A 14427-nucleotide genomic window follows, 5' to 3' on the forward strand; every position below is an offset into this window, starting at 1 on the left:
CATCATGAAAAGGTGATGCGCCCATACTAATTCAAAATGGCGCACCCTTAGCGGCTGCCTAGAATCGCTTCCTCAGATCGCCGCCGGGACGGGCCCGGCGCGGCCAACCCGAGTGAGACGATGAACAAGACCGACCGCCAGGCCGCCCTGGAATACCACCAGTACCCCACGCCGGGGAAGATTTCCGTGACCGCCAGCAAGCCGCTCGTCACGCAGCGCGACCTCGCGCTCGCCTATACGCCGGGCGTGGCGGTGGCCTGCGAGGAAATCGTCGAGAACCCGGCCAACGCGTTCAACTACACGAGCCGCGGCAACCTGGTGGGCGTGATCACCAACGGCAGCGCGGTGCTCGGCCTCGGCAATATCGGCGCGCTGGCCTCCAAGCCGGTGATGGAGGGCAAGGCGGTGCTGTTCAAGAAGTTCGCCGGCATCGACGTGTTCGACATCGAGATCACCGAGTCCGACCCGGACAAGCTGGTCGACATCATCGCGAGCCTGGAGGCTACCTTCGGCGGCATCAACCTCGAGGACATCAAGGCGCCCGAGTGCTTCACGGTCGAGCGCAAGCTGCGCGAGCGCATGAAGATCCCGGTCTTCCACGACGACCAGCACGGCACCGCGATCACCGTCAGTGCCGCCTTCATCAACGGCCTGAAGGTGGTCGGCAAGGACATCAAGCAGGTGAAGGTGGTGACCTCCGGCGCGGGCGCGGCCGCGCTCGCCTGCCTCGACCTGATGGTCGATCTCGGCCTGCCGATCGAGAACATCTGGGCCACCGACATCGACGGCGTGGTCTACCGGGGCCGTACCACGCTGATGGACCCGGACAAGGCGCGCTTCGCGCAGGACACCGCGGCGCGCACGCTTGACGAGGTGATCGAGGGGGCCGACGTGTTCCTCGGCCTGTCGGCGGGCGGCGTGCTGAAGGCGCCGATGCTCGCGAAGATGGCGAAGAACCCGCTGATCCTCGCGCTCGCGAATCCGACGCCGGAAATCTTCCCCGAACTCGCGCATGCCACGCGCGACGACGTGGTGATCGCCACCGGCCGCTCGGACTTCCCGAACCAGGTCAACAACGTGCTGTGCTTCCCGTACATCTTCCGCGGCGCGCTCGACGTGGGCGCCACCACCATCACGCGGCGCATGGAGATCGCGGCGGTCCACGCGATCGCGGGGCTGGCCGAGGAGGAGCCGAACGACTCGGTGGCCGCCGCCTACGGCGCCTACGATCTGTCGTTCGGGCCGAAGTACCTGATCCCGAAGCCGTTCGACTCGCGGCTGCTGCTGCGCATCGCGCCGGCGGTGGCCAAGGCCGCCATCGAGGAAGGCGTGGCCACGCGTCCGATCGACGATTTCGCCGCCTATGCCGACCAGCTGCAGCAGTTCGTCTACCACTCGGGCGCGTTCATGAAGCCGTTGTTCTCGGCGGCCAAGCAGTTCGTGCGCGACGGCGCGAAGACGCGCATCGTGTTCGCCGAGGGCGAGGAGGAGCGCGTGCTGCGCGCGGTGCAGGTGATCGTCGACGAGAAGCTGGCGCGGCCGATCCTGATCGGCCGCCCCGAGGTGCTGCTCGCGCGGATCGAGAAGTTCGGGCTGCGCCTGAAGCTCGGCGAGGACGTGGAGGTGACCAACCCCGAGTACGACGAGCGCTTCCATCAGTACTGGACGACCTACTGGGAGCTGCGCTGCCGTGACGGCATCACCAAGGAGATGGCGCGCGTGGAAATGCGCCGGCGCCTGACGCTGATCGGCGCGATGATGGTGAGGCTCGGCGATGCGGACGGCATGATCTGCGGCACGGTGGGCGCCTATCACGACCATCTGCGCTTCGTCGACGAGGTTATCGGCAAGGCGCGCGGCGCGCGCACCTACGGCGCGATGAACATCCTGCTGCTGGACAAGCGCACCGTCGCGCTGGTGGACACGCACATCAACGACAATCCGAACGCGGACCAGATCGCCGAGTTCACGATTGCGGCGGCCTCGCAGATGGCGTGGCTGAACCTCTCGCCGAAGGTCGCGCTGCTGTCGCGCTCGAACTTCGGCTCGGGCAGCTCGGCCTCGGGCGCGAAGATGCGCGAGGTGCTGGAGCTCGTGAAGGAGCGCGCGCCGGACCTCGAGATCGAGGGCGAAATGCACGGCGACTGCGCGCTCGACGAGACGCTGCGCCAGCGCTTCCTGCCGCATTCGCGGCTCAAGGGCGCGGCCAACCTGCTGGTCTGCCCGAACGTCGATGCTGGCAACATCGCCTACAACCTGCTGAAGACGAGCGCGGGCAGCAACGTCGCGGTGGGCCCGTTCCTGCTCGGCGTGAACGCGCCCGTCAACATCATGACGGCCAGCTCGACGGTGCGCCGCATCGTCAACATGACTGCGCTGACCGTGCTGCAGGCCAATCGCGACTGAGCGGCATCGATTCGCAGGCCCTTGCCCCCGGCGCTTGCATGGCCGCAGATCGAGCGCGGCGCCGCCGCGCTGCCGGATCTGCCGGGCATCGGTTTCGAGGGCAGGCCGGGCCTGCATCGGACGCGGCGCGAACTGTCGTCGAACCGCGGGGCGCGGCGCCGACGCCGCCAGCTTCGAGGCCCGGCCGATGGCCCGGGCCGTCGCTCATTCCGCGTGCGGCAGCCAAGCGCCGTGAAAGCCGGCCGGAATCCGCACCGGCAGATGGACCGTGGCCAGCGGCGCGGCATCGATCGCGGCGGACATCGACACGGACGATGCCGCGCATTTCGTCGATACGCGGCAGCTCCAGCGAGGCTTCCAGCAGCGGCGCCTCTTGCACGGTGCCGCGCACCAGATCGAACGTATAACGCCACGGCTGGCCGGGCGGATTCGCGTCGAACGCGTCGCCGCCCGGCGCGAGCCGCAGGAACCACGGATAGCGGATCGCATCGAGCACGATCCGCGACGGCGCTGCGCCCGTGCCGTCGTCCACGTTGCGGGCGTTGATCACGTGCTGGATGAAGCACGGCGCCACCTCGAACCAGTGCACCGCGCCGCCGTGGTGCGGCGGCACGCTTCGGCGTAGCCGTCGCGGCTTGGCGCCGGGGCGAGGTAGGGCGGGTATCGAGGGAAAACCGGCGCGGCACGATGGATAGGCTGGCCGCGCCGACGGATGCCGCACGAGATTCAACAGGGCAAGCGCGGCCATGCCGGCAACGGTACGGCCATGCGCCCGGGGGGCCTGAGGCATCGGGCGCGGTGGGAGCGGTATGGCGTCAGGCGATGTTTTCGAGTGACGGGTAGTCGGTGTAGCCAGTCGCGCCCTCGGCGTAGAACGTCGCCGGCACCGGCGTGTTCAGCGTCGTGTCGAGTTCGAAACGGCGGGGCAGGTCCGGGTTCGCGATGAACAGCCTGCCCCAGGCCACCGCGTCGGCCTCGCCGGCGGCGACGACGGCGAGGCCGGTGTCGAGCGTGAAGCCGTCGTTGGCGATCACCGGGCCGCCGAACTCGGCCTTCAGGCGCGGCGCGAGTCGGTCGTCGCCCAGCGACTCGCGCACGAACAGGAACGCGACCCCGCGGCGGCCCAGTTCGCGCGCGACATAACCGAAGGTCGCGACCGGGTCCGAATCGCTGATCGTATGCGCGGTGCCGAGCGGCGACAGGTGGACGCCCACCCGCTTGGCACCCCATACCTCGATCGCGGCGTCGGTGGCCTCGAGCAGGAAGCGCGCGCGGTTCTCGATCGAGCCGCCGTAGGCGTCGGTGCGATGGTTGGTGCCGTCCTGCAGGAACTGGTCGGGCAGGTAGCCGTTCGCGCCGTGGATTTCCACGCCGTCGAAGCCGGCCAGCTTGGCGTTCTCGGCGCCCTTGCGATAGGCGGCGATGATGCCGGGGATTTCGTCGAGTTCGAGCGCACGCGGCGTGACGAACGGACGTTCCGGGCGCAGCAGGCTCACGTGGCCGCCCGCGGCGATCGCGCTCGGCGCCACCGGCAGGTCGCCGTCCAGGAACACCGGGTCCGAGATCCGGCCGACATGCCACAGCTGCATGAAGATCTTGCCGCCCGCGTCGTGGACCGCCTTCGTCACGAGCTTCCAGCCCTCGACCTGCTCGTCCGACCAGATGCCGGGCGTGTTCGCATAGCCGACGCCCTGCGGCGTGACGGCCGTGGCCTCGGTGAGGATCAGGCCCGCGGAGGCGCGCTCCGCATAGTAATGCGCCATCAGCGCGTTCGGCACGCGGGCCTGGTTGGCGCGGGCGCGCGTGAGCGGGGCCATCACGACGCGGTTGCGCAGCGTCAGGTCGCCGATGACTAGCGGATCAAAGAGGGTAGGCATGAAGGATTCCTTATCTATCGAAATCGAAGACGCCGAACGAGCCGTTGTGCGGACACCGGTCGGCTTGGCAACGCCGTCAAAGTTTGGTGTGCAACTGATCGAGAAACGCCCGGATCACCGTCTCGTTGCGCCGGAAAAACACCCACTGGCCCAACCGCGATGACTGCACCAACCCCGCGCGCTGCAGCGTCGCGAGGTGGGCCGACACGGTCGATTGAGACAGGCCGCAGCGCGCGTCGATCTGGCCCGCGCAGACGCCTTCCTGCAGCGGCAGGTGGGCCTGCTCCGGAAAATGCCGGTGGGGCTCCTTGAGCCAGAGCAGGATGTCGCGGCGGACCGGATTCGCGAGCGCCTTGTGGATCGCGTCGATGTCGAGCGTCATGGATGAAAGGCGAGGGCGCAATGCGCTCCGCTTGTATCGTCGTGGAACGAAGTATATATCGTGATATCGCGATATATAAAAATAACCCTGGTGCATGGCGGGGATTGGCGTAGCGCGGCCCCGCATCGGCTGCCCGTCCGGCACGCGAGGTTGGTCCGTGAAGCCCGCCGTTGTTCAGCGGCATCGAGGCGGCGCGGAGTCCGAGGCGGGTACCGATCTCACGGCTGCGGCTCGCCGATTGCAGGAAATGCCCGGTAATCCGTAAGTAAGCTGCAGCCTGGATGAACGGCAACCGCCACGGTTGCCCCGCCCCGCGCCGGAAAGCTTTGGAACCCAGGGGAGGGCGCGCTTCGACAGCCCAACTCAGCATCGGTTCCAACACACTATATATATAGTGTGTTGCACGGCCAGCATCGATTCTTGAACGAGCCGGCATTCGATACTCACGCGCATTGGCTGCCACGCCGGTTCTCGCCGGTGTGGGCCGGAGCGATGCCCGCGTTGCGGCGGCTGGCGATGGGTGCAAACTCCAGCCGGCGAGAAAGGCGGCCGGGGGGGCACACTGCGCGTGCGTGGCGAGCGGCAGACCACTGGCGCAGATGTCCCGTGCCACGGCATTGGCTAGAGCGAGATCGCGGCGATACGTCGACAGACTGCGAAAGGGGGCTCCAGGTAAGGAGCCGCCCCCGATACGGGTGGCCGGGGCGCGTACGGAAGCCTTATCTCGACGGCTCGGGGCCCGGATTGCACCAAACTGGGGATAAAAACGTACTTTTTACTGAATTCGTATTTTTTGCCGATGACCTTTTGTTGTTTCTTTGCAACCGTCAAGCCGGTGACACAAAGGAATGCCTGCCGCGAGCGTGCCAAAAAAACGCCGTCAAGTATCCAAAAAAACAAGTCAAAACAAAGGCTTATCGAAGACTACCCGTTTCATTGTTTCTGGTTTAGGAAAAAGTTATTTCTTTATTTGCGCGTGGCGACCCTAGGGTCCACCCCTAAACTCACGATTCCCAGAACGGCCAACCATCCGGGCGCGCCACGAAAGCAGTGACATGGCGCTCCCGGGCGGTTGCAGACCGTTTATGAAACAAGGTCGCAAGGCCTGCCTCTTTTTAGATGAAGGGAGCTCCACGAATGAAAAAGACTCTGATCGTTGCCGCCGCTGCAGCATCGTTCGCAACCGTCGCCCACGCGCAAAGCAGCGTCACGCTGTACGGCGTGCTCGACGCAGGCATCACGTACCAAAGCAACGTTGCCGGCAAGTCGCGCTGGTCGGAAGGCACGGGCATCGACCAAAGCCTGTTCGGCCTGCGTGGTTCGGAAGATCTCGGTGGTGGCCTGAAGGCAATCTTCACGTTGGAAAGCGGCTTCAACCTCGGTAACGGCCGCTTCCAGAACAACGGCGGCATGTTCAACCGTCAAGCGTTCGTCGGCCTGTCGAGCCAGTACGGCACCGTCACGCTGGGTCGCCAGTACGACGCAGTCCAGGACTACCTGGCTCCGCTGACGGCAACCGGCTCGTGGGGCGGCACGTACTTCGCCCACGTCGGTAACCTCGACAACCTGAGCACGAACGGCGGCTACGCTACCAACAACACGATCAAGTTCACGAGCGCGAACTACTCCGGCCTGCAATTCGGCGGCACGTATGCGTTCTCGAACAACACGAACTTCGGCAACAACCGTGCATACAGCGGCGGCGTGTCGTACCAGTTCCAAGGCCTGAAGCTGGCGGGTGCCTACTCGCAGCTGAACAACCCGGCAGCGGCCAACAACGCGGCAGGCGCGGTTGACACCAACGTGTTCGGCAACCAAGGCCGTGTCCGCACGTACGGCGCAGCAGCAGGCTATGCGTTCGGCCCGGCACAAGTTGGCGCCGCATGGACGCAAGCGCGTCTGGACAACACCCTCTCGGGTGCCAACGTTCGCATCGACAACTACGAAGTCAACGGCAAGTACAACCTGACGCCGGCTCTGGGTCTGGGCGTTGCCTACACGTACTCGAACGGCCGTCTGGGTTCGAACGACGTGCATTGGAACCAAGTTGGCCTGCAAGCCGACTACTCGCTGTCGAAGCGCACCGACGTCTACGCTCAAGCCGTGTACCAGCGCGCAAGCGGCACGACGGCGTCGATCTACAATGGCGACGTGTTCGCGACGAACGGTTCGTCGGGCATCAACCAGACGGCCGCCACGGTCGGCCTGCGTCACCGCTTCTAAGCATGATGGCTGCCCTCGCGGCAGTCAGCAAAAAGGCGCCTTCGGGCGCTTTTTTCGTTTACGCCACGTTATCGGGTATCGGCATCCCGGGTATCGGCCGCCGGAGAATTCGTGGCCCGGGCGCCGGCGGCGCGATCCTCGCTGGCGCGCCCGAGCGGCGTGAGGTGGGCATGGCCTGATCGCCGGGAAGCGGGGGGCCTCCGTTGCGATCGTGGGCCGGTCAGCCATTTGCCGGTATTGTTGCCTGTATGAAGAGACTGAAGCGTGATTTCCCCGGACCGAGCCGAAGCCGTTGCTTTCCATGCAACGGTGTATGTCTAAACCAAGGGTTTTCCCTGCGACAAACCGAGCCTAGACTTTAGCCATTCGCTTCAGACGGACATTGATGCCTGAGGTGGACGAAACCAACACATCTCGGAGGTAACGTCATGAAATCGCTCGTTTACGCCGCAGTTGCCGCTTCGATCCTCGCGGCTCCGGTTGCCTCGTTCGCCCAATCGAACTCGCAGCCGCTGACTCGCGCGGATGTGCGTGCCGATCTGATCCAACTGGAACAGCACGGCTACAACCCGGTGGCCAGCGACGCGCGATACCCGCACGATATCCAGGCTGCGCAAGCGCGCGTGCAGCAATCGCAGCAGACGCTGACTCACGCCGACACCAGCGGTTACGGAGTGCAGCCGGTGGCCGGCTCGCAAGCTGGCCGCCGCGCCGTGACGGCGCCTAACCCGATCGACAGCGTTTATTTCGGTCACTGAGCCGACGGCTGGGCGACAGGGCTCGTTCGCTGACTGCGGGGCTGCCCTGGCGCCATCGAGACAATGCGACGACACGGACGGCGCGATCAGGTCCTGCCTCGTCGCGTATTCGCAGATTGGATGTGAAGTCCGCCGGGTGATAACGCTCGGGCGGGCCTTGCCCTCACCACATCTCCGCCGCCGCGCCACGGCGGCTTTGCCCGGACGCGTCGCGGCCGGGCGTTTTTGCGGCTGCTTCAGGACCTGCAAGAAGGACGGGGCCGTGATGTCACCGTCCTGGCCGGCCTGCGCGGGATAGGCGGCCTATTCGGCGCCCGAGTCGATCGGCGTGCCGTGGATGTAGTGTTCGAGCTGGCTGATCATGTATTGCTGATCGGCGATCACGCTCTTCACCAAGTCCCCGATCGAGATCACGCCCACCAGCTTGCCGCCGTCGAGCACTGGCAGATGGCGTACGCGGTGCTCGGTCATCAGCGCCATGCACTGGTCGCTGGTCTGCGAGGGTTCCACGTAGCGCACCTTCATGGTCATGATTTCCTCGATGCGCGTTGCCTTCGACGAGCGCTCGAGCAGCACGACCTTGCGCGCATAGTCGCGCTCCGTGACGATGCCGACGATGTCGTTGCCTTCCGTCACGACGAGCGCGCCGACGCTCTTGATAGCCATCAGTTTCAGCGCGTCGTAGACGGATTCGTCCTTGCCGATCGTGTACACCGTTCGGCCGGCCTCGGGCTTTGATTTGAGAATATTCGCGACGGTTGTGCTCATACGATCTCCGGAAACCGGGCGTCAGACAGGCCCGAAGGAACCAGTATAGAGACGTTCGCGCCCCATGGACGGGGTGCAGAACGCATAACGTAGATTAGCGGTAAACTCCGCCTGCGCGCTACTCCAAACATCCCTTAACTCCGAATTCCTGATGTTTTCCATGCCTTCGCATCCCGTATTGCCCCCGGCCAACGAGCATCCGGCCGACGAGCCCGTGACGCTCGTCGCGTCGGCATCTTTGCCGACGCGCTATGGCGTATTCACGTCTCATGCATTTCGCGTCGACGGTAGCCAGGCCGAACATCTGGCACTCGTGGTGGGCGACGTCGCCGGGCGGCAACCGGTGCTGACGCGGCTGCATTCGGAGTGCCTGACGGGCGACGTGTTCGGCTCGTATCGCTGCGATTGCGGCGAGCAACTCGATCTTGCACTGCGCAATATCGTCGCCGAAGGTCGCGGCGTCCTGCTGTACCTGCGCGGCCACGAAGGTCGCGGCATTGGCCTGAGCAACAAGATTCGCGCATACGCGCTGCAGGAGCAGGGGCGCGATACGGTCGAGGCGAATCGCGACCTCGGGCTGCCCGACGACGCGCGCGAGTACGACTCGGCCGCGGCGATCCTGCGGATTCTCGGCGTCACCTCGGTGCGGCTGATGAGCAACAACCCTAAGAAGTTCGACACGCTGGTGGCGCACGGCATTCCCGTTTGCGAACGCGTGGCGCTGCCGGTGCCGATGCGCGACGAGAACGAGCGGTATATCCGGACCAAACAGGCCAAGTTCGGGCATTACTTCGACGAGAACGAATAACCGTTTCCGGGCCCCCAGCGGGGCCCTTGTCGTATCTGGGCAGAGGCGCCGGCGTGCCTGACTGGCAAGGCATCGATGTATCGTCCGATGAAGACCTGCTCAGCCCGTAACGGATGAAATGACGATGAGCGCGAAGTGGACGAAGTCATCAAGCGACGTTCACGACGATATCTGAACGAGAACTGATGCACGTGGCCTGTCATCTAACACGCATAGCTAACCCTATGCCTCAGGCCGCGATGCAATCCGGTGACGGCAGCTCGTGTTGGCCGCGCTGATTTCCTGGGGAGCCTAGGCTGGCGGGTCAGCGAGCCGTGCTTGTCGCGGCGATGGCAGCAAATCGCGTCGCCGGACTTGGAAGCGATATTCCATGGAGGATTCCCCGCGAACAGAAGCGCTTTCGAGAGCTGACAATGAACCAACTCGTCATGCCCTGCGAGGTTGAACGGCAGAACATCGGTGATGGCCGTGTCCGATGCCCCCGGCCGAGCGTCAGCGTTTCGCCGATCGTCGGCAGTGCGACTCGCTCATCACTCGTGCCCCGGTCGAGCACACGGGCCGCTGCCCGAACGCCGCGGAAAGGTACGTCGTTGCCTCGCACGGCCCTCCGCCATATCACGGCATGAAGCACCTCACGGTTTGAGCGGGGCTCGGCTTTGTTCGTTGTTCAAATGAACGAACTTGCTCAGCAGACGCATCAGATCGCGCGCGTCCTCTTCCTCCATCTCTTCGAAGAGCGTGTTCTTCAGGTCGCGCACCAACGGCATGAGCGTGGCAATCAAGGCCTTGCCCTCAGGGGTGAGCAGAAGGCGACGCTGCCGCCTCGGCAGCAGCTCACGCACGATCCACCCCTTGCTCTCCAGGCGTGCGGCGATGTCGGCGGTGGTCGAGGTGTCGAGCGCCACCTTTTGCGCGAGCGTGACCTGATCCAGGCCGGGGCACTCGTCGAGCATGCGCAGGACGGCGTACTGCACCGGTGTAACGTCGCGCCCCAGCTTTTCGTAGAACATGGCAACCGCGATCTGATGGGCGCGGCGGATCAAATGACCAGGCTCCTCGTAGAGATCCGGTGGCAGCGGCGACTCATTCGGAGCGTTCCGTTTTTTCATGGCAAGGACGAGTAGTGCCTGTTTGGCCGGGTTGCTTGCAATAGGCTCTGCGTTGAGGGAAAACCAGTATACCGCGCTCCTTGTTGATCCCTCTGGCGATGAGTACACTGAATCATATTCAGTGTACTGAATTTAATGATCGCATGGCAGGCGTGCAGGACCGACTAGCACGGACAGGAGACGGAGATGTTTTTGAAGAATGCGTGGTACGTGGCGTGCACGCCCGATGAGATTGAAACCGGGCCGCTCGGTCGCAAGATCTGCGGCGAATCGATCGTGTTTTTCCGAGGCGAGCGCGGCGAGGTGGTTGCGCTCGAGGATTTCTGTCCCCACCGTGGCGCGCCGCTTTCACTCGGCTTTGTCCGTGACGGACGGCTCGTGTGCGGCTATCACGGGCTCGAGATGGGTTGCGACGGGAAGGTGGCAGGGATGCCCGGTCAGCGGGTGGGAGGCTTTCCGGCAGCCCGGCGTTATGCTGCGGTCGAACGCAGCGGATTCATCTGGGTATGGCCCGGCGACGCATCGCATGCGGACCCCGCCCGGCTCCATCACTTGCCATGGGCCGAAGATCCGGCGTGGGCATACGGTGGCGGGCTGTACCACATTCACTGCGACTACCGGCTGATGATCGACAATCTGATGGACCTGACGCACGAAACGTATGTCCATGCGAGCAGTATCGGCCAGAAAGAGATCGACGAGGCGCCGCCCAAAACCGTCAGCCGGGGCGACGAGGTCATCACCAGCCGTTTCATGCACAACATCGGCGCACCACCTTTCTGGAAGATGGCGCTGCGCGGCAATGGCCTTGCGGACGACGTGCCCGTCGATCGCTGGCAAATCTGCCGCTTCACGCCGCCGAGCCACGTCATGATCGAGGTCGGCGTCGCGCACGCCGGCAATGGCGGCTACGATGCGCCGGCCGAACTCAAGGCGTCGTCAATCGTCGTCGATTTCATTACACCCGAGACGGAAACCTCGATCTGGTATTTCTGGGGCATGGCGCGTAATTTCCGGCCGGACGACGCCGAACTGACCGCGCAGATCCGGGAGGGCCAGGGCAAGATCTTCGCCGAGGATCTCGAGATGCTGGAGCGCCAGCAGCAGAACCTGCTGGCCTGGCCGGATCGTCAATTGCTGAAGCTCAATATCGATGCGGGCGGCGTTCTCTCCCGCAAGGTCATCGACCGCCTGCTGGCAGAGGAGCGTGCATTGCCCGCCGGACGTCCGGTGGTGCCGATCGTGCCGACCAGGGAGGCATCGTGAGCGAGGCGACGTTGATCGTCGAGGTCGTGCGCAAATGGGACGAGGCACGCGGCATCTGCGGTTTCGAACTGAGGCGCCCGGACCGTGCGCCGCTGCCCGGCTTCAGCGCAGGTGCGCATATCGACGTCCATCTGCCCGGCGGAATCGTGCGTCAATATTCGCTATGCAGCAGCCCGGCACGCAACGACCGCTATGAAATTGCGGTGCTGCGTGACGAGCGCGGTCGCGGAGGATCGATGGCGATCCACGACCACGTGCACGAAGGCGACCAGATCCGAATCGGTGCTCCCCGCAACCATTTTCCGCTCGAACTTCGCGCGGCCCGGCATCTGCTGCTGGCCGGGGGGATCGGCGTCACGCCGCTCCTGTCGATGGCCGAGCATCTGCACGCGCTCGGGGCGTCGTTCGAGATGCACTACTGTACGCGCTCACGTGATCGGACCGCGTTCGCGCAACGGCTGGCCGGATCGGCGTATCACGATCATGTGCAGATCCATTTCGATGACGCGGGCGAGCATCAGGCGTTCGAACTCGACCAGGTGCTCGCGGCAGCGGCAGCCGATACCCATCTCTATGTTTGCGGTCCGCGCGGCTTCATGGAGGCGGCGCTCGCCGCGGCGCGTGCGCATGGCTGGCCAGACGAGCGGCTGCATTACGAGTTTTTTTCCGGTGCGGTGGCGGATTCGGCCGAGGATGGAGCGTTCCAGGTCCGGGTGGCGAGCAGCGGGGCCGTGATCGACGTGCCGGCGGGATGCTCGATCGTCGATGCGCTCGCAAAGCACGGCGTCGAAGTGCTGACCTCGTGCGAGCAGGGCGTTTGCGGCACGTGCATGACGCGTGTGCTCGAAGGGCAGCCCGATCATCGGGACAGCTATCTGACCGATGAGGAGAAGGCGGCGGGCGAGTACCTCATGCCGTGCTGCTCACGAGCGAAATCCGCCCTGCTGGTGCTCGATCTGTAGATTCTTGCCGTCCCGGGCTGCAACGGCGCCCACCGCGCCGTGCCGACGCCCGGGAGCGCGCCGGGTTGTGTCGCGTCGTGAGGAATTAGCTCGAGACCGGCAGCAGATTCGAGGATTTCAGCTCTCGCAGCGACAGGTTCGAACGGATGCTGGCGACGCCGGGCAGGTGTCTCAGGACTTTTTCGACGAAGCGGCTGTAGTCGTCGAGGTCGCGGGCAACGACCATCAGCAGGAAGTCGGCTTCGCCGGTCGTGTTGTGGCAGGACAGGACGTTCGGGCTGCTTTGCACGGCCAGTTGGAACGCCTGCGTGACCTTCTCGTCGTGCTGCGTGCAGACCAGCTGAACGAAGGCCATGACCCCTAGCCCGAGTTTTCGGCGATTCAACACGGCCTGATAGCCTTCGATGATCCCGCAGTCCTCCAGGCGCTTGAGGCGGCGCCAGCACGGCGTTTCGCTCATCGAAAGCTGGGCGGCGAGCTTGGCATTGGACAAGCGCCCATCCTTTTGCAGCCGATTCAGGATCTCGGCGTCTACACTATCAATTTCCGGCATGGAGAGGGTCTCTTTCTAAATATCGACGATATCTGAAAGACAATATCAAAAATTGGCCTGATGCGAGAGGATTCGGCAAGACAATTTTTTTCTGCCGGTCGATAATGAGCGGACCCAAGCCCGCCACGTCAGGAGCACCCATGAAAGCCGTCATGTTCGAATCCTTCGGTGAACGCCCCAAGCTCGTCAGCCTGCGTGATCCTTCACCGGAAACGCATGGGGTCGTCATCAAGGTGCAGGCGACCGGCGTTTGCCGCAGCGACTGGCATGGCTGGGTCGGCCACGATACCGACATCGAGCTGCCCCACGTTCCCGGCCATGAACTGGCCGGCACCATTGAAGCCGTCGGCAAGGATGTCAGCCAATGGCAGGTCGGCGACCGCGTGACCGTTCCTTTCGTCGGCGGCTGCGGTTCATGTCCCGAGTGCCATGCCGGCCATCAGCAGGTCTGCCACTCCCAGTTTCAGCCAGGCTTCACGCATTGGGGCTCCTTCGCGGAATACGTGTCGATCCACCGGGCGGACCTCAATCTCGTGGCGCTGCCCGAGTCCATCACCTTCGCCACGGCGGCCTCGCTCGGCTGCCGGTTCGTGACGTCCTTCCGCGCCGTCGTCGATCAGGGCAAGGTGACTGCTGGCCAATGGGTGGCCGTGCACGGCTGCGGCGGGGTGGGCCTCTCGGCGATCATGATCGCGAATGCGCTGGGCGCCAACGTCGTGGCGGTAGACATTGCCGAAGACAAGCTCGCGCTGGCCAAGCGCCTGGGCGCCGCAGCCACCATCGATGCCAAATCCGTGGCCGATGTGCCCGAGGCCGTGATGGAGGTCACGGGAGGCGGCGCGCACGTCTCGCTCGATGCGCTCGGCTCACCCGTGACCTGTTTCAATTCGATTCAGAACCTGCGTCGCCGCGGCAAGCACGTACAGGTGGGCTTGATGCTGGGTGAGCACAGCACGCCCTCGGTGCCGATGAGCAAGATCGTGGGGTGGGAGCTGGAGGTGCTCGGCAGCCACGGCATGCAGGCTCATCGTTACGATGCGATGATGCCGATGATCCTCGCGGGCAAGCTGAAGCCGGAGCTGTTGGTCGGCAAGGAGATCAGCCTTGAGGAGTCGATCGATGCGCTGATGTCCATGGACAAGTTCCAAGGCACCGGCACTACCGTTGTCACCCGGTTTTAGCCCCCGCATCCGCAGGAGCCAAGGTCTGCGGCCGATTGCCGACGCGCACTGGCAGCGCGCCATGCACGTACCCGGCGATCACGCGCTCGATGTGCGCACGGGCTGCCAGCGTCGCGATGAAGCGCTCGATGTCG

14 protein-coding genes and 1 pseudogene are annotated in these 14427 nt (G+C 64.5%); 9 read left to right on the forward strand and 6 right to left on the reverse strand.

Features of this window, described 5'->3' with window-relative positions; genetic code table 11:
* The first annotated feature begins 120 nt into the window (after window positions 1-120).
* Window positions 121-2406, forward strand: a complete 2286-nt coding sequence (locus KS03_RS07025) for an NADP-dependent malic enzyme (RefSeq protein ID WP_015877516.1) — start codon at window positions 121-123, stop codon at window positions 2404-2406.
* A 204-nt stretch (window positions 2407-2610) separates the two neighbouring features.
* Here KS03_RS07025 and KS03_RS32685 read toward each other — a convergent pair.
* The 3 genes and pseudogenes from KS03_RS32685 to KS03_RS07035 all read right to left on the reverse strand — a co-directional run.
* Window positions 2611-3037 (reverse strand): annotated as a pseudogene (locus KS03_RS32685) (carotenoid oxygenase family protein); the annotation flags it as partial.
* Window positions 3038-3221: 184 nt separating this feature from the next.
* Window positions 3222-4283 carry an alkene reductase gene (locus tag KS03_RS07030; protein WP_015877515.1) on the reverse strand — a complete coding sequence of 354 codons (1062 nt, stop codon included), beginning with the start codon at window positions 4281-4283 and terminating at the stop codon, window positions 3222-3224.
* A gap of 76 nt (window positions 4284-4359) precedes the next feature.
* A complete protein-coding gene (locus tag KS03_RS07035; protein WP_015877514.1) occupies window positions 4360-4665 on the reverse strand; it encodes an ArsR/SmtB family transcription factor in 306 nt (101 codons plus the stop codon).
* Window positions 4666-5802: 1137 nt separating this feature from the next.
* Here KS03_RS07035 and KS03_RS07040 point away from each other — a divergent pair.
* From KS03_RS07040 to KS03_RS07045, 3 genes are all read left to right on the forward strand, one after another.
* Complete coding sequence (locus tag KS03_RS07040) at window positions 5803-6888, forward strand: porin (RefSeq protein ID WP_015877513.1); 1086 nt, start codon at window positions 5803-5805, stop codon at window positions 6886-6888.
* Between the two features lie 2 nt (window positions 6889-6890).
* Entirely contained in the window at window positions 6891-7067 is a 177-nt protein-coding gene (locus KS03_RS31995; RefSeq protein WP_155296950.1) for a hypothetical protein, read from the forward strand.
* Window positions 7068-7316: 249 nt separating this feature from the next.
* On the forward strand, window positions 7317-7646 hold the full coding sequence (locus KS03_RS07045; protein ID WP_015877512.1) for a DUF4148 domain-containing protein: 330 nt from the start codon (window positions 7317-7319) through the stop codon (window positions 7644-7646).
* Window positions 7647-7949: 303 nt separating this feature from the next.
* Here the strand turns inward: KS03_RS07045 and KS03_RS07050 are convergent, their stop codons facing one another.
* The gene (locus KS03_RS07050; RefSeq protein WP_015877511.1) at window positions 7950-8414 is read right to left on the reverse strand and encodes a CBS domain-containing protein; all 465 of its coding nucleotides are present in this window, start codon (window positions 8412-8414) and stop codon (window positions 7950-7952) included.
* Between the two features lie 148 nt (window positions 8415-8562).
* Here KS03_RS07050 and ribA point away from each other — a divergent pair, with 148 nt between their 5' ends.
* Window positions 8563-9222 (forward strand): GTP cyclohydrolase II, encoded by a 660-nt coding sequence (ribA, locus tag KS03_RS07055; RefSeq protein ID WP_015877510.1) that lies wholly within the window; start codon window positions 8563-8565, stop codon window positions 9220-9222.
* A 314-nt stretch (window positions 9223-9536) separates the two neighbouring features.
* On the forward strand, window positions 9537-9848 hold the full coding sequence (locus KS03_RS33170) for a dihydrofolate reductase (protein WP_279610234.1): 312 nt from the start codon (window positions 9537-9539) through the stop codon (window positions 9846-9848).
* A 6-nt stretch (window positions 9849-9854) separates the two neighbouring features.
* On the opposite strand, the gene KS03_RS07060 is transcribed toward KS03_RS33170, so the two are convergent.
* Window positions 9855-10331, reverse strand: coding sequence for a MarR family winged helix-turn-helix transcriptional regulator (locus KS03_RS07060; RefSeq protein WP_015877508.1), 477 nt, complete (start codon window positions 10329-10331; stop codon window positions 9855-9857).
* A 186-nt stretch (window positions 10332-10517) separates the two neighbouring features.
* On the opposite strand from KS03_RS07060, the gene KS03_RS07065 reads away from it, so the two are divergent.
* Window positions 10518-11597 (forward strand): aromatic ring-hydroxylating oxygenase subunit alpha, encoded by a 1080-nt coding sequence (locus KS03_RS07065; RefSeq protein WP_015877507.1) that lies wholly within the window; start codon window positions 10518-10520, stop codon window positions 11595-11597.
* On the forward strand, window positions 11594-12559 hold the full coding sequence (locus tag KS03_RS07070) for a PDR/VanB family oxidoreductase (protein WP_015877506.1): 966 nt from the start codon (window positions 11594-11596) through the stop codon (window positions 12557-12559). The genes KS03_RS07065 and KS03_RS07070 overlap by 4 nt, the downstream gene beginning before the upstream one ends.
* Before the next feature lie 85 nt (window positions 12560-12644).
* On the opposite strand, the gene KS03_RS07075 is transcribed toward KS03_RS07070, so the two are convergent.
* Window positions 12645-13112, reverse strand: a complete 468-nt coding sequence (locus KS03_RS07075; RefSeq protein ID WP_015877505.1) for an Lrp/AsnC family transcriptional regulator — start codon at window positions 13110-13112, stop codon at window positions 12645-12647.
* A gap of 140 nt (window positions 13113-13252) precedes the next feature.
* Here KS03_RS07075 and KS03_RS07080 point away from each other — a divergent pair, with 140 nt between their 5' ends.
* On the forward strand, window positions 13253-14293 hold the full coding sequence (locus KS03_RS07080) for a zinc-dependent alcohol dehydrogenase family protein (protein WP_015877504.1): 1041 nt from the start codon (window positions 13253-13255) through the stop codon (window positions 14291-14293).
* Window positions 14294-14427 lie beyond the last annotated feature (134 nt).

This window comes from Burkholderia glumae LMG 2196 = ATCC 33617, from assembly GCF_000960995.1.
GTDB classification, from domain to species: domain Bacteria; phylum Pseudomonadota; class Gammaproteobacteria; order Burkholderiales; family Burkholderiaceae; genus Burkholderia; species Burkholderia glumae.